The 19,540-nt window shown below is 63.7% G+C and carries 15 protein-coding genes and 1 tRNA gene; 5 read left to right on the forward strand and 11 right to left on the reverse strand.

Features of this window, described 5'->3' with window-relative positions:
- Positions 1 to 3: 3 nt before the first annotated feature.
- The 3 genes from sufB to CDI09_RS00250 form a co-directional block, all read right to left on the reverse strand.
- Positions 4 to 1,494 carry a Fe-S cluster assembly protein SufB gene (sufB, locus tag CDI09_RS00240; protein WP_078524422.1) on the reverse strand — a complete coding sequence of 497 codons (1,491 nt, stop codon included), beginning with the start codon at positions 1,492 to 1,494 and terminating at the stop codon, positions 4 to 6.
- Positions 1,495 to 1,513: 19 nt separating this feature from the next.
- Entirely contained in the window at positions 1,514 to 1,975 is a 462-nt protein-coding gene (locus CDI09_RS00245; protein WP_078524423.1) for an SUF system Fe-S cluster assembly regulator, read from the reverse strand.
- A gap of 121 nt (positions 1,976 to 2,096) precedes the next feature.
- Positions 2,097 to 3,392: a DUF445 domain-containing protein gene (locus tag CDI09_RS00250; RefSeq protein WP_078524424.1), complete on the reverse strand. Its 1,296-nt coding sequence runs from the start codon at positions 3,390 to 3,392 to the stop codon at positions 2,097 to 2,099.
- Between the two features lie 157 nt (positions 3,393 to 3,549).
- Here CDI09_RS00250 and CDI09_RS00255 point away from each other — a divergent pair, with 157 nt between their 5' ends.
- Positions 3,550 to 6,354 carry a phosphoenolpyruvate carboxylase gene (locus tag CDI09_RS00255; protein WP_078524425.1) on the forward strand — a complete coding sequence of 935 codons (2,805 nt, stop codon included), beginning with the start codon at positions 3,550 to 3,552 and terminating at the stop codon, positions 6,352 to 6,354.
- On the forward strand, positions 6,335 to 7,201 hold the full coding sequence (locus CDI09_RS00260) for an MBL fold metallo-hydrolase (protein ID WP_078524426.1): 867 nt from the start codon (positions 6,335 to 6,337) through the stop codon (positions 7,199 to 7,201). Before CDI09_RS00255 ends, CDI09_RS00260 begins: the two co-directional genes overlap by 20 nt.
- A 627-nt stretch (positions 7,202 to 7,828) precedes the next feature.
- Here the strand turns inward: CDI09_RS00260 and fusA are convergent.
- The 4 genes from fusA to CDI09_RS00280 all read right to left on the reverse strand — a co-directional run bounded on the left by fusA (position 7,829) and on the right by CDI09_RS00280 (position 12,794).
- On the reverse strand, positions 7,829 to 9,916 hold the full coding sequence (gene fusA, locus CDI09_RS00265) for an elongation factor G (RefSeq protein ID WP_078524427.1): 2,088 nt from the start codon (positions 9,914 to 9,916) through the stop codon (positions 7,829 to 7,831).
- A gap of 206 nt (positions 9,917 to 10,122) precedes the next feature.
- The gene (gene rpmB / locus CDI09_RS00270) at positions 10,123 to 10,422 is read right to left on the reverse strand and encodes a 50S ribosomal protein L28 (RefSeq protein ID WP_061272153.1); all 300 of its coding nucleotides are present in this window, start codon (positions 10,420 to 10,422) and stop codon (positions 10,123 to 10,125) included.
- 181 nt (positions 10,423 to 10,603) lie between these two features.
- On the reverse strand, positions 10,604 to 10,870 hold the full coding sequence (locus CDI09_RS00275) for a hypothetical protein (RefSeq protein ID WP_078524428.1): 267 nt from the start codon (positions 10,868 to 10,870) through the stop codon (positions 10,604 to 10,606).
- A gap of 100 nt (positions 10,871 to 10,970) precedes the next feature.
- Complete coding sequence (locus CDI09_RS00280; RefSeq protein ID WP_078524429.1) at positions 10,971 to 12,794, reverse strand: ABCB family ABC transporter ATP-binding protein/permease; 1,824 nt, start codon at positions 12,792 to 12,794, stop codon at positions 10,971 to 10,973.
- Positions 12,795 to 12,923: 129 nt separating this feature from the next.
- On the opposite strand from CDI09_RS00280, the gene CDI09_RS00285 reads away from it, so the two are divergent.
- The 3 genes from CDI09_RS00285 (at position 12,924) to CDI09_RS00295 (ending at position 17,106) form a co-directional block, all read left to right on the forward strand.
- Positions 12,924 to 13,775 carry an NUDIX hydrolase gene (locus tag CDI09_RS00285; protein ID WP_078524430.1) on the forward strand — a complete coding sequence of 284 codons (852 nt, stop codon included), beginning with the start codon at positions 12,924 to 12,926 and terminating at the stop codon, positions 13,773 to 13,775.
- Between the two features lie 26 nt (positions 13,776 to 13,801).
- A complete protein-coding gene (locus CDI09_RS00290; protein ID WP_078524431.1) occupies positions 13,802 to 15,886 on the forward strand; it encodes a S9 family peptidase in 2,085 nt (694 codons plus the stop codon).
- 68 nt (positions 15,887 to 15,954) lie between these two features.
- Positions 15,955 to 17,106: an AI-2E family transporter gene (locus CDI09_RS00295; RefSeq protein ID WP_078524432.1), complete on the forward strand. Its 1,152-nt coding sequence runs from the start codon at positions 15,955 to 15,957 to the stop codon at positions 17,104 to 17,106.
- Positions 17,107 to 17,192: 86 nt separating this feature from the next.
- Here the strand turns inward: CDI09_RS00295 and CDI09_RS00300 are convergent.
- The 4 genes from CDI09_RS00300 to CDI09_RS00315 all read right to left on the reverse strand — a co-directional run bounded on the left by CDI09_RS00300 (position 17,193) and on the right by CDI09_RS00315 (position 19,471).
- Positions 17,193 to 17,266: transfer RNA gene (locus tag CDI09_RS00300), tRNA-Pro, on the reverse strand.
- Between the two features lie 85 nt (positions 17,267 to 17,351).
- The gene (locus tag CDI09_RS00305; protein ID WP_078524433.1) at positions 17,352 to 18,080 is read right to left on the reverse strand and encodes a MerR family transcriptional regulator; all 729 of its coding nucleotides are present in this window, start codon (positions 18,078 to 18,080) and stop codon (positions 17,352 to 17,354) included.
- Positions 18,077 to 18,400, reverse strand: a complete 324-nt coding sequence (locus tag CDI09_RS00310; protein ID WP_078524434.1) for an integration host factor subunit alpha — start codon at positions 18,398 to 18,400, stop codon at positions 18,077 to 18,079. The genes CDI09_RS00305 and CDI09_RS00310 overlap by 4 nt, the downstream gene beginning before the upstream one ends.
- 99 nt (positions 18,401 to 18,499) lie before the next feature.
- Positions 18,500 to 19,471, reverse strand: a complete 972-nt coding sequence (locus tag CDI09_RS00315) for a beta-ketoacyl-ACP synthase III (protein ID WP_078524435.1) — start codon at positions 19,469 to 19,471, stop codon at positions 18,500 to 18,502.
- Between the last annotated feature and the right edge of the window lie 69 nt (positions 19,472 to 19,540).

Below are 19,540 nucleotides of genomic sequence, written 5' to 3' on the forward strand. Positions count from 1 at the left end.
CTGTTAGCCCACGCTGCCTTCTAGGCTGATCTGCAGAAGCTTCTGGGCTTCCACGGCGAATTCCATCGGCAATTCCTTCAGAACGTCCTTGCAGAACCCGTTTACGATCAGCCCTACCGCATCTTCTTCCGACAGGCCGCGCTGGCGGCAGTAGAACAGCTGGTCTTCCGATATCTTGGAGGTTGTCGCCTCATGCTCCACGCGTGCGGACATGTTGCGGTTCTCGATATAGGGCACGGTATGCGCCCCGCAACGGTCGCCGATCAGCAGGCTGTCGCACTGGGTGAAGTTGCGGCTGCCCGAGGCCTTGGGCATCATCCGCACCAGCCCGCGATAGGTGCTGTCGGACTGGCCCGCGCTGATGGTCTTGGCGATGATGGTCGAGCGCGTATTGCGCCCGATATGGATCATCTTGGTGCCGGTATCGGCCTGCTGGTGGTTGTTGGTCACCGCCACCGAGTAGAACTCGCCCACCGAGCCTTCGCCCTGCAGGATGCACGACGGATACTTCCACGTAATGGCAGAGCCGGTTTCAACCTGCGTCCATGAAATCTTGGAGCGCGCGCCACGACACGCCCCGCGCTTGGTCACGAAGTTGTAGATGCCGCCGCGGCCGTTCTCATCACCGGGGTACCAGTTCTGCACGGTGGAATACTTGATCGAGGCATCTTCCATCGCAACCAGCTCGACCACGGCGGCATGGAGCTGGTTCTCGTCGCGCATCGGCGCGGTGCAGCCTTCAAGGTAGGAGACGGAAGCGCCGTCCTCGACAATGATCAGCGTGCGCTCGAACTGCCCCGTGTTGCGGGCATTGATGCGGAAATAGGTCGAGAGTTCCATCGGGCAGCGCACGCCTTTGGGCACGAACACGAAGGAGCCATCGGTAAACACGGCGGCGTTGAGGGCTGCGTAGAAATTATCCGTTACCGGCACGACCGAGCCGAGATATTTGCGCACGAGTTCGGGGTGCTCCTGCACCGCCTCGGAAATCGGGCAGAAGATCACGCCCGCTTCCTGCAATGTCTTGCGGAAGGTGGTGGCGACGGACACGCTGTCAAACACCGCATCGACCGCGACCGGCGGGCGGGCTTCCTCGCCTTCGGGCAGTTCCACGCCTGCCAGCATCGCCTGCTCGTGCAGCGGGATGCCCAGCTTCTCGTAGGTGCGCAGCAGCTCGGGGTCGACTTCTTCAAGCGACTTGGGGCCGGGCTTCTTGCGGGGGGCGGCGTAATAATGCACGTCCTGGTAGTCGATGGGCGGGTAATGAACCTTGGCCCAGGTCGGCTCGCGCATCTCCAGCCATGACCTGTAGGCCTTCAGCCGCCATTCCAGCAGCCATTCCGGCTCCTTCTTGCGGCTGGAGATGAGGCGGATCGTGTCCTCGTTCAGGCCCTTGGGGGCGATATCCATCTCGATATCGGTCTCGAACCCCCATTTATAGGTGTTCTGGCCCAGGGTTTCGACCGTCTTGCGGGTTTCGGCTACTGCCGGCATGTGTCTTTCCTCCCCTGTTTCAGGCCGTGGCCTCGGGCCCGTCGGGCATGGGCGGCACGTGCAGGCCGCCCAGTCTGTCCGTTACTGTATGGTTCTTCATGTCTGCCAGCGTAATGGCTGAAAGTGCATGGCGGATGGCGGCATTGACCATATCCCACTGCCCGCCCAGCCCGCAGGTGGAGCGCGCGTCGCAATCGCCACCATCGACACAGGTGGTCAGCGATATGGGACCATCAATGGCCTGGATCACGGCTGCGATCGAGATCTCCTCAAGCGGCCGGGCCAGCCTGTAGCCGCCACGCGCGCCGCGCTGCGAGCTCACGATGCCCTGGGTTGCCAGAATCTTGAGCACCTTCGCCACCGTGGGTTCGGGAATGCCGGTCGAACGCGACAGGACAGGCGAGGTGGTGACCTCGCTCTTCTGCCCCAGCCGGACCAGAGCCACCACGGCGTAATCGGTCAGTTTCGACAGTTTCAGCATTCCGCTCTCCCGTACGTCCTGAGCCTGCATTCATAATTGGACCAGAACAGTACTGTTTCCTGAAGTTTCAGATGGGCTACCAGCCGGGCGCCGTCAAGTCCAATCGTAAAGCAGGCATGCCCTAGCCGATCCCGGTTCCGAATATCAGCTGTAATAACACGGACAGCCCACACCCCGCCAGAAAACCGACCAGCGTGCCGTTAAGCCGGATATACTGTAGATCCTTGCCCACGCGCAGTTCCAGCCGGTCGCTCAGGCTTTCGGCATCCCAGCCGTTTACGACCGAGTAAATAAAACGCGACATGCGATCCCGCAGGAAGGGCAGGCTGCTCACGATCATGTTGCGCGCGCCGTCTTCCACGCGCTTGCGCATGGCCGCGTCGTTATACATCTGGTCGGCCAGGCGTTGCAGGGCGTCGCGCACCAGGGTCGCGACCCAGCTGGTGTCGCCCTTGCGCATGTCATCTTCAATCACGCGGCGCAGGCGGCGCCAGACATCGCTGCTCCAGCCGCGCACGCTGTCATGCGTCAGCACGCCCATCACGGCATCCGTAATCTCGCCGCGCCGCACGGGGTCGAGTTCGATCCGGTCGATCTCGGTGCGCACCCAGGTGGTGAATCCTTCGCGCAGCTCGGAGTTCTGCGGGTCGATGCGGTCGAGTTCCTGGCTGGCGGCAAGCAGCACCTTGGTGGCGATCGAGCCGCCAATGGCCCAGCCCAGCACGCGGCCGCCCTGCTCGCGCACGCGCTCCTCGATCATCATGCGCAGGGCGGGTTCCTTGGCCTTGATCCCTTCCTTCAGGCGCGAGAGCAGGAAGGACAGCACCTCCTGGTGGCAATCCCCCTCCACCATCGCGCGCAGGCTGCGGGTCACGATGGGGGCGATCTCCTCGCCGCCCAGCAGGGTGGGCAGCAGGCTGGCTATGGCGGAACTCGCCCGCCCGTCTTCCAGCCGGTCAAGCACGTGGGGCACGGAGCCAAGCACGGCGCGGTTGACCATCTCCGCCGTTTCGGGCTCCTGAAGGATATTGCCAATGAGCGAAGGCAGGTCGATGCGGCTGAAGGCGGCCCCGACTTCCTTTTCCGTAAACACGTTGTTCGAGACAAAACGCCCGAGCGCCTGCGCCAGCCGCTCCTTCTGGGCGGGCAGGATGGCGGTGTGCGGAATCGGCAGCCCCATCGGCCTGCGGAACAGCGCGGTCACGGCAAACCAGTCCGCAAGGCCGCCCACCACGCCCGCCTTTGTGCCCGAGCGCAGGATTTCAAGCCAGGGGCGATCGGCCAGCCAGCCCATCTGCGGCAGGGCGTAGCCTGCCACCGTCAGCCCCGCCATGGCGGCCAGCAGGCCCGTTGCGGACCGCTTGTAGCGCAGCAGGGTGCGCCGCGCATCCTGGTCCGTTTGTGGAATACCATTCATGAAGTCACTGATACCATTGTCTCCCCGCCAGCCCAAGCAACACTCGTTATAGCCCGCCAAATAGACGTGAATAAACCACGCGAGACATTGCAGCCCGCCGCCGAACATGGGATTTGGGGGGCTGAACCATGACGACCTTTCATGACAGGACGACCCGATGACCGAAGCCGCCGCGCGGAATGTGTCCAACCTGCTCGAGCAGGCCACACAGCTGATCGCAAGCCATGATGAGACCGCATCGGGCAGTCCCGTCATGGCGCTTGCCCGCCAGATCGGGCGGCAGATGGCCAGTGGCGCCCTGCCGATGAACGCGGTGGAGGACATCGTGCGCCTGCTGCGCGACCGCGCCTTTGCCGGCCGCGCCCACCATATCGCCACCTATCTCGACGGGCCGGATGAACAGGCCGTGACCACGCGCATGCGCACTGTCGCCCACCACATTGTGCAGCCCGACCCCACCGACGGCCCGGTGCCCATCGAGCGCTTCCGCGCCGCCATCGAGCGCAGCCGCTTTGCCGCCGTGTTTACCGCGCACCCCACCTTCGCTCTGGCCAACCCGGTTTATGAGGCCCTGGCCGAACTGGCCTCCACCAACCCCGCCGAGGCCCCCGAACACGTTCCCGCCTTCCTCACGCACCGGCGCGTGGGGCCGCCCACGCTGGATGAGGAGTTCACGCTCGCCACCCAGGCCATCCTGCGCGGGCGCAATGCGCTCGACCGGCTCAACACCATCTTGCTGTCAGAGGCGCGCACCCACTGGCCGCAGCAGTGGTCCACGCTGGTGCCGCGCCCCATCATCATGACCAGCTGGGTGGGCTACGACACCGATGGCCGTACCGATATCGGCTGGTGGGACACGCTGCGCCTGCGCCTGCGCATGAAGCAGTTGCAGCTGAGCCGCCTGCAGGCCCAGCTTGAGCCCGTCGCGTCCTGCGCCAATGACCTCCGCGCCCGTGTGGCGGCAGCGCTTGAGGCCGTGACCGCCCAGATCACCGCCTGCCCCACCGGCCCCGAGCCTGAAGGCGTGTCGCGCTTTGCCGATGTGCTGATCAACCGCAGCACGGAAGCCCTGACCAGCAGCAACGACCTGCATGCAACTTTCAGCGAGGCGATCGACGCCGCCACCCCCGAAGACAAAATGGTGCTGGCGGTGGCCCGCGCGGGCTTCATGGCGCATGGGCTTTCCGCAGCCCACACGCATACGCGCCTCAACGCCACCCAGTTGCACAACATCGCCCGCCAGCGGCTGAACATTACCGACAACCCGGACATTCCCGCCCAGCGCCGCGCGCTGATAAGCCGCATGAACGAGGCGCTGGACACGGTCGAGCCGGTCGAGATCGATTTCGGCTCGCTGCTGATGGAGCAGGCCAGCGCCGGCCGGCTGATGATGACGGTGCGCCAGATCCTGCGCCATATCGACCGCACCAGCCCCATCCGCTTCCTCATTGCCGAGACCGAGACCGGCTACACGCTGCTTACCGCGCTGTGGCTGGCGCGGCTTTATGGCGTGGAGGACATGATCGAGATCTCGCCCCTGTTCGAGACGCAGGACGCGCTGGAGAACGGCGAGCAGATCATCGAGGAGGCCCTGCGCTCGCCGCACTGGCGGGCCTACCTGCAGCGCACGCGCAAGCTGAGCCTGCAGTTCGGCTTCTCCGATTCCGGGCGGTATGTGGGGCAGCTGGCCGCGACGTACCTGATCGAGCGGCTGCGCATCAAGGTGTGCGACCTGCTGCGCAAGTGGGACCTCGCCTTTGTCGAGGTGATCCTGTTCGACACGCATGGCGAGAGCATTGGCCGTGGTGCCCACCCCTACCGGCTGGCCGACCGGTTTGACTACCTCTCCCCGCCCCATGCCCGCGCCCGCTTTACCCGCGCAGGCATCCAGCTACGCGAGGAAACCGCCTTTCAGGGCGGGGATGGCTACCTGCTGTTCGGCACCCAGACCCTGGCCGATGCCACGGTCAGCATCATTGCCGAGCACGCCTTCGCCACAAGCGTGCTCGACCGCGACCCGGTTTATGATGAGCCAGATTTCTCGGCCGATTTCTTCTCCACCATCGCCAATGGCATGACCGGACTGGTGGAAGACCCCGGCTATGCCGCCCTGCTTGGCGCGTTCGGCCCCTCGCTGATCGACAAGACCGGCTCGCGCCCCTCTGCGCGGCAGAGCGATGCCGCCTCCACGGTCACGCGCATCAAGCACCCCAGCCAGCTCCGCGCCATTCCCAACAACGCCATCCTGCAACAGTTGGCCTGGTGCGCGAACACGTTGCAGGGGCTGGGCACGGCGGCGGCCCGCCACCCAGAAACCTTCGAGAAATACCTTGCCGAGAGCCCGCGCTTCCGCCGCGCCATGGATTTCGCGGCCCACGGCCTGGCTCATTCCGACCACGGGGTGCTGCGCGGCGTGATCCGCCTGCTCGACCCCGACATGTGGCTTGAACGCGCCACCACCCAGCGCGACGCGGGCGCGCAGGAGGCCTGCCTGACCCTGATGCACGGGCTGGAACAGCTTGATTTCTGGGCCAGCACGCAGGCCATGTTCCGCCGCATCCAGTCCGACCACCTCGCCCTGCGCCGCGCCTGGCCCGAAGCCCCGCGCATGCAGCCCGATGAACTGCTGCTGCACGCCATCCGCATCGCGCTGATCGAGCAGATCTGGATGCTCTCCACCCGCGTGCCCTACTTCTCGCCCCGCCATGCCTTCTCGCGTGATGTCATGACGCTGAAGGTGCTGTGCCTTGAAGTGCCCGCCGTGCTCAAGGAGCTGGAGCAGATTTTCCCCTACCGCTCCGATGGCAGCTTCGACCTCGATTTCCACGAGCCCCACGGCCCCCGGCAGGAAGGCACCTACAGCCGCGAATACACCGAAATTTTCGAGCCGATGCAGCGCCTATTCCAGATGGTGCGTGAAATCAGCACCGGCGTGATGCACCATGTTGGCGCGTTTGGCTAAGCTGGCCCCACGCAACGGGTGGCGAGTGAGTGAACCACCCCCGCCCTATGGGGTGCCACTGCCCCAGACCCCTGCCATAAAGCGGGTGGTCGCCCATAATCCCGGCCCCATGACCGGCAATGGCACCAATAGCTGGCTGGTGGAACATGAAGGCGGCTGCGCGGTCATCGACCCTGGCAGCGCGCAGCCCGCCCATCTCGATGCCCTTGTGGCGGCGGCAGGTGAGCGGCCCCTGACCCACATCATCCTGACCCATACCCATCATGACCACCTTGATGGCGCCCGCCCGCTCGGGGCGCGGCTTGGCATTCCGGTCTGTGGGTTCCATGCCAGCGAAGATCCGGATTTCATGCCAGATCTCGGCCTGCGCGACGGGGACAGGGTCGCAGGCCTGCGGGTGCTGTACACGCCCGGCCATGCCAGCGACCATATCTGCCTTGAAACGGCGGATGGCATCATCTTTACCGGCGACCATGTCATGGGCTGGTCCACCACCATGATTCCGCCAGCGCCCTATGGCTCGGTGCGGCAGTTCCTGCGCAGCATGGACATTCTACGTGCCCGCGGGGGCCGCCTGCTGCTGCCTGCCCACGGCCCCGCCATAACCCGGGTGGAAGCCTGCATTGACGGGCTTGTCGCCCACCGCATGGCGCGCGAGGACAGCATCATGGCGCTGCTCCCCACCCGGCCGAGCACGCTCGATGAGATTGTGGACAGCCTGTACCACAACCTGCGCCCTGCCCTGCGCCGTGCCGCGCGACTCAACCTGCAGGCGCACCTTGAGAAACTGCTTGAGGACGGAAAGGTCGAGTTACAAGGAACTCAATGGGCCAGACTGCTCCCGTAATACGGTAGGCACCTCTTCTGGTGTCAGTGCGCATTGCTGGACGGGGAGCGTTCCAGGAATTGTTGTATGACAGGATGCCAGACCTGTCGTCCGCCGAACGGGCGAGTTCAAGCACTTGGGGAAATGCAACAATGCCTTCCTCGAACATTTTGTCCTTGGCTCCCTTTTTTCCCAAAACAACATCGCCCTGACAGAAGTTGGCATAAGAAAATCGGGATCAGAAGTTCTCTATGTTTATCTGATCATATTTTTATTTTTAGTCGCTGTCGTTACGCACGTAAAGAATCGAGACTTACGACCTTTAATAAGAGATTTAATAACCCGACTGGACACTATCGGATCATATTGTTCTTCTTTCGTATAGTAACTTACAAAATAATAATGATGAAAATATCAGGTATAATATTTCTATACTCACTTCATATTCATTAATACCTAAACTGAAAATCCACCACTTCATTGACATCTTAAATTTTATTGATTTCACCACACATAACAGCACTGCACAGCTCTGCTTTTCTTTGAGAGCGTAAAATCTCATGCTTCAATGAGGATTGCTTTGCATACAAAAAAAACCGGCCCCCTTTCGGGGGCCGGTTTCTATTTGATGCTCTCTTTCGAGAAAGATCAGGCGGACTGCGCCATGATCTCTTCCGCAACGTTGCGGGGCACCGGATCGTAGTGATGGAACTGCATGGTGAAGGACGCACGGCCCTTGGTCATGGAGCGCAGGTGCGAGATGTAGCCGAACATTTCCTTCAGCGGCACCGATGCGCGGACCATAACGGTGGAACCGGCGGTTTCCTGGCTCTGGATCATGCCACGGCGGCGGTTGAGGTCACCCACCACGTCACCAACGTGATCGTTCGGGGTGGTCACTTCCACATCCATGATCGGCTCGAGAATGACCGGACCGGCCTTCTTCATGCCTTCACGGAAGCAGGCCTTCGCCGCGATTTCGAACGCCAGCGCCGAGGAGTCGACATCATGGTACTTGCCGTCGAGCAGCGTGAACTTGAAGTCCACCGTGGGGAAGCCCGCGAGCACGCCGGTCGTGGCCTGGGCCTGGATGCCCTTGTCCACCGCCGGGATGTATTCCTTGGGCACGGTGCCGCCAACGACCTTGTTCTCGAAGGAGATGCCCTCGTTACGCTCGACCGGCGCGAACTCGATCTTCACTTCCGCGAACTGGCCCGAACCACCCGACTGCTTCTTGTGGGTGTAGGTCTCGGTGTGCGGCTTGGTGATCGTTTCACGATACGCCACCTGCGGCGCGCCGATGTTCGCATCCACGCCATATTCGCGGCGCAGGCGGTCGATGATGATGTCGAGATGCAGCTCGCCCATGCCGGACAGGATGGTCTGGCCGGTTTCCTGATCGGTCTTCAGGCGCAGGGAGGGATCTTCGCCAGACAGCTTCTGCAGCGCCAGCGTCATCTTTTCCACGCCGTCCTTCGTCTTCGGCTCGACCGAGATGTCGATGACCGGGATCGGGAAGGTCATGCGCTCGAGCACCACGGGGTCGGTCGGATCGGCGAGCGTGTCACCGGTCTGGCTGTCCTTCAGGCCCACGAAGGCGGCAATGTCGCCCGCGTGCACTTCAGACAGTTCCTCGCGCTTGTCAGCGTGCATCTGGTAGATGCGGCCGATACGCTCCTTGTGGCCCTTGGTGGTGTTCAGAACCGTATCACCGGTCTTGAGCACGCCACGGTAAACACGCACGAAGGTCAGCGTGCCGTATTTGTCGTTGATGATCTTGAAGGCGAGGCCAGCAAACTTGCCATCGGGGTCAACCGGGACGATCGGCAGCTTGTTCTCGTCAACTTCCTCGTCTTCCGGCGGCGCGATGCGGATGCCTTCCACGTCGTTCGGCGCGGGCAGGAAGTCGATCACGGCGTCAAGCAGGGGCTGCACGCCCTTGTTCTTGAAGGCGGTGCCACACAGCACGGGGCGGAAGTCACCGGCGATGGTGCCCTTCTTGATGCAGCGCTTGAGCGTTGCAACGTCCACGTCGCCCTTGTCGAAGTATTCTTCCATCGCGGCGTCATCAACGGACAGCGCGGTGTCGAGCAGGTTCTGGCGGGCCTCTTCGGCCTTTTCCTTCAGGTCGGCGGGAATTTCCTCGTAGTGGAACTTCGCACCGAGCTCGCCGCCTTCCCATACGATGGCGCGCATTTCGATCAGATCGACCACACCAACGAAGTTTTCTTCAGCACCGATGGGCAGCTGCAGCGGAATCGCCACGATGTCCAGCTTCTCCTTCAGCGTGTCAAACGCGTTGTAGAAGTTGGCGCCCGTGCGGTCGAGCTTGTTGATGAAGATGATGCGCGGCACGTTGTACCGGTCAGCCAGACGCCAGTTGGTCTCGGACTGCGGCTGCACGCCAGCGACGCCTTCGATGATGAAGATCGCGCCATCGAGCACGCGCAGCGAGCGGTTGACTTCGATGTTGAAGTCAATGTGGCCCGGGGTGTCGATGATGTTGATGCGGTGGCCTTCCCACTCACACGTCACGGCAGCCGAGGTGATCGTGATGCCACGCTCACGCTCCTGCGCCATGTAGTCGGTGGTGGTGTTGCCTTCGTGCACCTCACCGATCTTGTGGGACACACCGGTGTAATACAGGATGCGCTCGGTGGTGGTGGTCTTGCCGGCATCAATGTGCGCGGTAATACCGATATTGCGAATCAGGGACAGATCAGACTTGGCGGACACGGGAGAACCTCCACAAGACAACACGGGCGCGAAGGGGAACCTTTCCCTTTCGCGCCTGCCGGAACCGTAAGCTGCTTCCGCCCTCAGTCTCTTTCAACCTGGACGACGCAGACCGGCACAGCGGAACAATGCGCCAGACATCAGTCAGGCTTTTTGACAGCACCGGGCCGCTTCCCCACAACCGTGAAGAGGCGGCCCGGAATGTGTCAGGCCACGGCGGCCTTCTTTTCCTGAACGCGCAGGATGCGGCGCTTCACCGTCATGGCTTCCGGCGTCAGCTTGCGGTTCGGGGTGGACAGCAGGAACGAGTCCAGCCCGCCATTGTGCTCGACCGTGCGCAGCCCGTTGGTGGTCATGCGCAGGGGAACGGCCGTACCGAGAATATCGGACAGCAGCGAGGTTTCCTGCAGGTTGGGCAGGAAGCGGCGGCGGGACTTGTTGTTGGCGTGGCTGACGTTGTTACCGGTCAGCACGCCCTTGCCTGTGATCTGGCAGCGGCGAGACATTTTATCATCCTCGGATATAACTTTGGCCGAGGCATAAATGCCCGGCAAGGATCGTCTAGATTAGGCGCGGCTTATCGCCAAACCACCGCCATCCGTCAAGATGCATAAGCATGATTCGGCATATTTTGTATGCAAAAGGGCTGAAACGGCGCCGTTCCAGCCCTTTCATGGCCTTCAGGCCTCAGCCAGCACCGCCTTCATGGTCGGGGTGCAGTTCGCCCGCCTGCACGCTGTGCAGCGCGTTTTCAAGCAGGCCCTGCATGGCCTCGCGCCCCATGGTGCGCGACAGCAGGCCCAGCGAGCCGCCAAGCAGGGCGGAGGCAATGGCCATGGGCGGCAGGTTCTCGCCCAGCATGTATTCGATGGCCTTGTCCACCACCGCGCCGCAATGGCTCAGTTCGGGGGGGATTCCGTCCCCTTCGGGGGGCGGGTTGGTCTTGTCCGTCATGTCACGGCTCCTTTTCGCGTTATCCCTGATATGTACCGCCTTGCCGCCCCTGACCAGTGCGGGGCGGGCATGCAGGGGGTCACAAGCCCGCGCAGGGGCTTTATCCCCGCTCGGCATCCTCCTCCGCCTGGGCGGCCCACATGCCGGCATACAGGCCGCCACGCTCGAGCAGGGCGCGATGCGTGCCACGCTCAAGGATCTGGCCGTGACCCATCACAAGAATTTCATCCACGTCCACGATGGTGGAGAGCCGGTGGGCGATGATGACCGTGGTGCGGTTGGCCGCCACCGCGCGCAGGGCGGTCTGGATTTCGTGCTCGGTGCCGGTGTCGAGCGCGCTTGTCGCCTCATCGAGCAGCAGCACGCGCGGGTTCTTGAGAATGGTGCGGGCAATGGCCACGCGCTGCTTCTCGCCACCCGAGAGCTTGAGCCCCCGCTCGCCCACCCTCGTGGCGTAGCCTTCAGGCAGGCTCATGATGAAATCATGGATGCAGGCCAGTCGCGCCGCCTGCTCCACCTCCGCCTGCGTGGCGCCAAGGCGGCCATAGGCGATGTTGTAGCCGATGGTGTCGTTGAACAGGATGGTATCCTGCGGCACCACACCAATGGCCCCGCGCAGGGCGGCCTGGGTGTAGTCGCGGATGTCATGCCCGTCGACCATGATGCGGCCCGCCGTCACGTCATAGAAGCGGAACAGCAGGCGGCTGATGGTGGACTTGCCCGCCCCCGTCGGCCCCACGATGGCCACCCGGTGGCCTGCGGGCACATGGAAGCTGATGCCGCGCAGGATCTCGCGGTCGGGGTGGTAGCTGAAATGCACGTCCTCGAAGCGGATATCGGCGGCGGGCGCTTCATCAAGTCGCGCGGGCAGACCCAGGGCGCGGGCGGAATCGGTAATGTCGGCGCGTTCATCCATCAGGCCGAACATGTGCTCAAGGTCGACGAGTGAATTGCGCAGCGAGGAATACACGCTGCCCAGAAAGTTGAGCGGCAGGTAAAGCTGCATGAGGTAGGTGTTGACCAGCACGAAGTGCCCCACCGTCATGCCGCCTGCCTCCACATCGCGCCCGGCCATGAGCATGACCGCGATCAGGGCCACGGCAATGATCGCCGCCTGCCCGAAATTGAGTCCGTTGAGCGAGATCTGGGTGCGGATGGCCGCATGCTCGTAGCGGCGCTGGGCATCCTCGTAGCGCTGGCGCTCATGCTCCTCGTTGCCGAAATATTTTACGGTTTCGTAGTTGAGCAGGCTGTCGAGCGCCTTCCAGCTGGCCTCGCTGTTGATCTCGTTCATCTGGCGGCGCAGCCCGATGCGCCATGAGGTGAACTTGATGGTGAAGACCACATACGCCGCCACAGCCGCCAGCATCACCACCGCATAGCGCCAGTCGAACAGATGCCAGATCACGATGATGACCATCAGCGCCTCGATCAGCGTGGGCACCACGTTGAACACGCCCACGCGCAGCAGCGTCTCGATGGCTTCCGTGCCGCGCGCGATCGCCCGCGTCACCCCGCCGGACTGGCGGTTGAGGTGAAAGCGCAGCGAAAGCTGGTGCATGTGCGTAAAGCTCTGCATGGCCGCAATCCGGCTGATGCGGTAGCGCAGCGGGGCGAACAGGGCATCACGCAATTCGCCCAGGCCCGCCGCCGCCATGCGCAGCAGGCCATAGCCCACAATCAGCACGAGCGGCATCATGGCAACGCCGCCCGCATGGGGCTGGAGCGCATCGATTACGCGGCTATAGGCATAGGGCACGCCAATGGTGGCCACCTTGGCCGCGACAAGCAGCAGGCACACCCCCACCACGCGCAGGCGGGTGCGCAGGTCATGGCGGGGCCACAGATAGGGTAACAGGCCGCGCAGGGTGGCGGCGGCGGAGCGCTCGGGCCTATCGGGCCGGGCAGTAGGGGAAACAGCCATAGCCACCGCATGTGGCACACGTCGCCTGTTTTGCAACCCATATTCCCATATGCTGGTGGCACAGGCTGGCATTGTCAGGCTGGGGGGCAGCCGTTATGCCACCCTCAACCCGAAGGACAGGGATGAAACATGTCACGCAGCCTTGAAGGTTTCTTTCGTCATATCGCCGCCTGCAACACGGCGGTGCTGCCCGGCGGGCGGCTGGAGTTCCGGCTGGGGCACGCCCCCGCGGGCTGGGTGCAGCCCGCCCTGCTGCCGGTGCTGCTCGAACACGGCATGACCCATGCGGGCAATACCGTAACCCTTGCCGACCCCGCACGGCTCGAAGCCATTGGCGAGGCCATGGCGCAGGCAGGCGTGTACCGCTCGCACCATGAACTGTTCGATGTGTGGACCGACATGGCCAAGCCCCCCGTGGCCCGCATCGACCGTGGCGCGCTGCCGCTGTTTGGCCTGATGGCGGCGGGCGTGCACCTCAACGGGCTGGTCAGGCTGCCCCACGGCCTGCATCTGTGGATCGCGCGGCGCTCCATGACCAAGCGGCTCGACCCCGGCAAGCTCGACCACCTGGTGGCGGGCGGCATACCGGCAGGCCATACGGCAGCCGAAGCCCTGTTCAAGGAAGCGGCGGAGGAGGCCAGCCTGCCCGCAGATCTGGTGCAGCGTGCGCGCCCCACCGCCGATATCCGCTACGCGCTCGACCGCCCCGAAGGGCTGCGGCGCGACGTGCTGCACTGCTTCGAGCTGGAACTGCCGCCCGACTTCGTGCCTGCCCCCGCCGATGGGGAAGTGGAGGAATTCCGCCTGATCCCGATCGAGGAGGCCTATACGCTGGTGCGTGACACGGATGCGTTCAAGTTCAACGTCAACCTCGTGCTGATCGACCTGTTCCTGCGCACGGGGCTGATTGATGCCGCCAGCCCTGAAGGCCAGCGCCTGCGCGAAGGCCTGACCGGCTGGCACGCCCCCCGCTCCGCCTGAACCCCCTGCGACCTTAGGACCATGCAATGACCACGCCCCCCATTGCCCGCCAGATTCCCCACGCCATCACGCAGCTTGGCCGCACCCGGCACGATGAATATGCGTGGATGAAGGACGATAACTGGCAGGAGGTGCTGCGCGACCCTTCCCTCCTGCGCGCCGACATTGCCGATCACCTGCGGGCGGAAAACGCCTATACGCAGTCTGTCCTGTCCGGCACGGAAGCGCTGCAGGAACATCTCGTGGCCGAGATGAAGGGCCGCATGCAGGCGGATGACACCTACCCCCCCGCCCCGCACGGCCCCTATTGCTACCAGACCAGCTACACGGCGGGCGCGCAGTACCCGGTCTATAAACGCTACCTCACCGCCTCCCCCGCTGCCGAGGAAGTGCTGCTGGATGTGAATGAAGCGGCAGGAGGGCATGAATATTACGCCGTCGCTGCTGCCGCCCACAGCCCCGACCACACCCTGTTCGCCCATGCGGAGGACACGCAGGGCTCGGAAATCTACCGCATCCGCATCCGCAGGCTGAGCGGTGAGGCCACACCCCTGCCCCCGGTCGAGAACTGTAGCGGGGCGTTCGTCTTTTCGCCCGACAGCGCGTTCCTGTTCTGGGTCTGGCGCGACAGCCATGGCCGCCCGGCCCGCGTCTATCGCCGCCGCATTGGCGAGGACCACGACACGCTGGTGTATGAAGAAGCCGATCCTGGCTTTTTCGTCGGCGTGGAGACCACGCGCTCGGGCGGGTGGATCATCATCTCCAGCGGCAATCATGATACCTCCGAGTCCTGGCTCATCCCCGGCCATGACCCGCAGGCCGCTCCCCGCTGCGCAAGCCCGCGTGAAACGGGCCTCATTTACGGGCTGTACCATCAGGGCACGGATTTCATCATCCTGACCAATGCCGATGGCGCGTATGACTTCAAGCTCATGACCACGCCTGACGCCACACCCGCGCGCGCCAGCTGGCGCGACCTCGTGGTCCATGAACCGGGCCGCTACATCACGGACTGCATGGTCTGGTCGGGCCACCTGGCCTGGCGCGAGCGGCGCGACGCCAACACGCGAATCATCATCCGCAGCGTGGACGGGGCGACAGAAGCCCTCGAACCCGATGAAGCCGCCTATGACCTGACGCTGGTGGGCGGATACGAATACGACACCACCGAACTGCGCTACATCTACCAGTCCCCCACCACCCCGCGCGCGTGGCATGCGCGTGACATGGTGAGCGGGGCCGAGACCCTGCTCAAGCAGCAGGAAGTGCCCTCGGGCCACGACCCGGCGCAGTACCGCTGCTGGCGGCTCATGGCCCACGCCCCTGATGGCGAGCAGGTGCCGGTTACGGTGCTGGGCCGCCACGACACGCCCATTGATGGTTCGGCTCCGCTGCTGCTCTATGGCTACGGCGCCTATGGCCACGCCATCGACCCGGTCTTTTCCACCCGCACGCTCAGCCTTGTCGATCGGGGCTGGTTCTACGCCATCGCCCATGTGCGCGGCGGCTCGGAAAAAGGCTGGAACTGGTTCCTTGGCGGACGCGGGCGCAACAAGCCCAACACGTTCAGTGATTTCATCGCCTGTGCCGAAACCCTCGTGGCCGAAGGCTTTGGGGCCACGGGCCGCATCGTGGCCGATGGACGTTCCGCTGGCGGAATGGTAATGGGAGCCATCGCCAACATGCGGCCCGACCTGTTTGCGGGCATCGTGGCCGTGGTGCCGTTTGTAGATGAACTCAACACCATGTCCGACGCATCCCTGCCACTGACACCGCCGGAATGGCCCGAATGGGGCAACCCTCTGGAAGATGCCCGGGCCTATGACCTGATCGCCAGCTACGCCGCCTATGAGCAGGTCGCCCCCCGCGCCTACCCCGCCATACTGGCCATGGGCGGCCTGACCGACCCGCGCGTGACCTACTGGGAGCCCGCCAAATGGGTCGCCCGCCTGCGCGCGCATAACCGCTCGGCCCGGCCCGTCATGCTGCGCACCAACATGGAGGCCGGGCATAGGGGGGCCACGGGGCGCTTTGACTCCCTCAAGGAAGCGGCCCTGATCCATACCTTCGCCCTGTGGGCGATTGAAACCGCGCCTGCCACGCAGGATTAATGTCTTTCCGCACACGGGCGCGTTAGCATAAGTAGCGCCATACAGCAGAGCCAGCATATCCCAGAGGAATGAGAATGACGGATCCCCACAACGCGGATCAGGACGGCTTTCCCGCCCCCATGACGGGGCGTGAGGTCGATCCCTCCACGATGCGAACCTTCCGGTCATTCCGCGAGACCCAGCGCGCGCAACGCATCGCCCGCGCGGTGCTGGCGCTGTTTTTCGTGCTGCTGGGGCTTTATACGGTGCGCGGCTTCCTGCCCTCGCTGATATGGGGCTGCGTGTTCGCCATCGCCTCCTGGCCGCTTTACGCGCGCGCGCGGCGGCGATGGAACGGGCGGGCACATAAAACGCTGCTGCCGCTGCTGTTTACGCTGGCCATCGCCTTCATCTTCATCGGGCCGCTGGCACTGTTCGGGCTGGAGGCGGGGCGCGAAGCGGAAAGCGTGCTGCGCTTCCTCAACGAAGCACGCCATTCCGGCATTCCCGTGCCGGGATGGATCAGCAACCTGCCCTATGGGCAGCAGGCGATCACCGCCCTGTGGAACGAGCACCTGAAGAACCCGGCAGATGTTTCCACCCTGCTCGGCTCGATGAATATCGGGCAGAGCGTCAAGGTCACGCAGCAGCTTGGTTCGCAGGTGCTGCACCGGGTGCTGCTGTTCACCTTTGCCATCCTCACGCTGTTTTTCGTGCTCAAAGATGGCGATTCCGTCATCCGCCAGTCGCTCAACGTCTCGCGCCGCGCCTTTGGCAAGCGGGGCGAGCGGATCGCGTTGCAGATAATCGCTTCGGTGCATGGCTCGGTATCGGGGCTGGTGCTCGTCGGCATTGGCGAAGGCATGCTGATGGCCGTGGCCTATCTGGTCGCGGGCGCGCCGCATCCCTTCCTGTTCGGGGTGGTGACGGCCATCGCCGCGATGATTCCGTTCTGCGCGTTCATCGCCATCAGCGCCGTTGCCCTCACGCTGCTCATCAAGACCGGCGCCCTGTTTGGCGCCATGGCCATCATCCTGCTGGGCATGGCCGTGATCTTCCTGGCGGACCACCTCGTGCGCCCGGCCCTGATTGGCGGCTCGACGCAACTGCCCTTCCTGTGGGTGCTGGCGGGCATACTGGGTGGGGCGGAAAGCTGGAGCCTGCTGGGGCTGTTCATGGGGCCTGCCATCATGGCGGTGCTGCACATGCTATGGCTGAACTGGAGCCGGGCCCGCTACTGACACGGGACAGGCTGGCGCCAGATACAAAAAAAGCACCCTTTTCAGGATGCTTTGCTTGCTTGGCATTCTTATCGCAGACAGGGATATCGGGCAGGCGGGATTCGAACCCACGACCCCCAGTCCCCCAGACTGATGCGCTACCAGGCTGCGCTACTGCCCGCCTGTCTGCGATGCGCAGGGTGTAGCAGCCGATAGGGGGGACTGCAACCCATGTAATGAACCAAAACGAAAAAAAATGCCCCGGATCAGACCGGCACCATCTGCCGCAGGGCCTGCAGCTCAACAAGCACACCGCGCAGGCTGTCGCGCAGCACCGTATTTTCCGCCTGCAGGCGCTCAACCTCGATCATGACAATCTGCTCAAGCGGCGGCTGCTCCGGCTCGTCAGCGGGCTCCTGCGCCGCCGTCTCCACCAAGTCTTCATTCGCCGGGGCAACATCCGCCCCGGTTGCGGCGGCTTCCACCGGCGCGGGCGCTTCAGCTTCAGGCACGGGCGGGGCCTCCGCGGGGGGCGCTTCGCAGGCCACCACGGTTTCCACCACTTCCTCGATCACCGTCACCTGTATCCCGGCCGTTGCAGCCTCGGTAGCGGGCTCTGCTTCGAGCGGTGCATCCTGCGTCACAGGAGCCTGTGCCATGGGGGCCTGCGCCACGGGTGATTCGGCGGGTGGGGTTACGACCTCACCTTCGGATTCGGGTGCGGCAAGGGTCTCCCGCGCCAGTTCGGCCTGCGCCTGCGCCACCGACAGCTTGCGCACATAAAGCAGGTCGGCAATCTCGCGCAGCACGGTTATGTCCTGCGGGCGGTAATAGCGCCGCCCCACCGGCCCGCGCAGCGGCTGCAACTGCGGAAAGCTCGCCTCCCACATGCGCATGACATGCTGCGCAAGGCCCAGCTCGCGCGCGACCTCATAGATCGGCAGGCAGTCCGTGCCTGGCTCGATCGTGCCGCCAGGAAAGTGCTCCGTGGTCATTCATCGTCTCCTTCCGGCGGGGTCTGCCCGTCGGACTGTCCGTTGACATGGGCACGAAGCAACTGACTGGGGCGAAACACCAGAACGGAGCGTGGCAGAATCGGCACTTCCACACCAGTTTTGGGGTTACGGCCCGTGCGCTGCCCCTTCTGCCGGACAGAGAACGTGCCAAAACCGCTTATTTTAAGGGTGTCGCCAGCCTCAAGGGTCCGTGCCATCCGCTCAAGGATATCTTCTAAAATATCGGCGGATTCATGGCGGGACAGGCCGACCTGATCATATATGTGTTCTGCCAGAGTGGCGCGCGTGACGGTGCTCATGCGCAAACGTTATGCATGCGCGTGCGTATCGTCAATTGAATGTCGCAGGGCTACGGGCTGTTTGTTTCGTGACCGTTTCAATGTGGTACCGAAACGACATTACAGCCGCGCCAGCGCCGAACCCCATGTCAGGCCGCCGCCCAGCGCTTCCATCAGCACCAGATCGCCCTTGTTGATGCGCCCGTCACGCACGGCCTCGTTCAGGGCCAGCGGAATGGAGGCGGCAGAGGTATTGGCATGCCGGTCCACAGTCACCACCACGCGCTCGGGCGGCAGGGCAAGCTTGCGGGCCACGCCATCAATAATGCGCAGGTTGGCCTGGTGCGGCACCAGCCAGTTCACATCCGAATGGGTCAGGCCATTGGCGGCCAGCGCCTCATCCACCGAGGAAGACAGCTTGCCCACCGCATGGCGGAACACTTCGCGCCCGTTCATGCGCAGGTGGGCGGGCTTGTCATGCAGGCCGGTTGCGCCATCGACAAAAAGCAGGTCGCCATAACGGCCATCGGAATGGAGGTGGGTGGACAGGATGCCCGCATCCCCTGCCGTATCGTCCGTGCTGGTCACGAACACCGCCCCTGCCCCATCGCCAAACAGCACGTAAGTGCCCCGGTCTGTTTTATCGAGAATGCGCGAATAGACTTCGCTGCCAATCACCAGCGCCGAACGCGCCTGCCCGCTGCGAATGAGCGAATCGGCCATGGACAGCGCATAAATGAAGCCCGAGCACGCGGCGGCAAGATCAAAGCCAAAGCCGCCTGTCATGCCCAGTTCGGCCTGCACCCGCACGGCGGTTGAGGGGAAAGCCTGGTCGGGCGTGCTGGTCGCGACAATGACGGCATCGACATCATCAGGCGTGGCGCCCGCATAGTCCAGTGCCTGCCGGGCGGCGTGCGCCGCCATGGAAACGGCGGTGTCACCCTCGCCCGCCATGTGGCGCTGGGCGATTCCCGTGCGGGCACGAATCCATTCATCCGATGTTTCGAGCCACGTGGCCAGTTCATCGTTGGTAACGATCCGCTCGGGCAGGTAACCGCCAAAACCGGACAGAAGCGAGCGTTTCGCCGTCATGCCTGTTTTTCCACCACTATCATTTCATATGCACGGGCGGGCACAGGCAGGCCCCGCCTGCTGACCCCG

The sequence above is a fragment of the Komagataeibacter nataicola genome (assembly GCF_003207795.1).
GTDB classification, from domain to species: domain Bacteria; phylum Pseudomonadota; class Alphaproteobacteria; order Acetobacterales; family Acetobacteraceae; genus Komagataeibacter; species Komagataeibacter nataicola.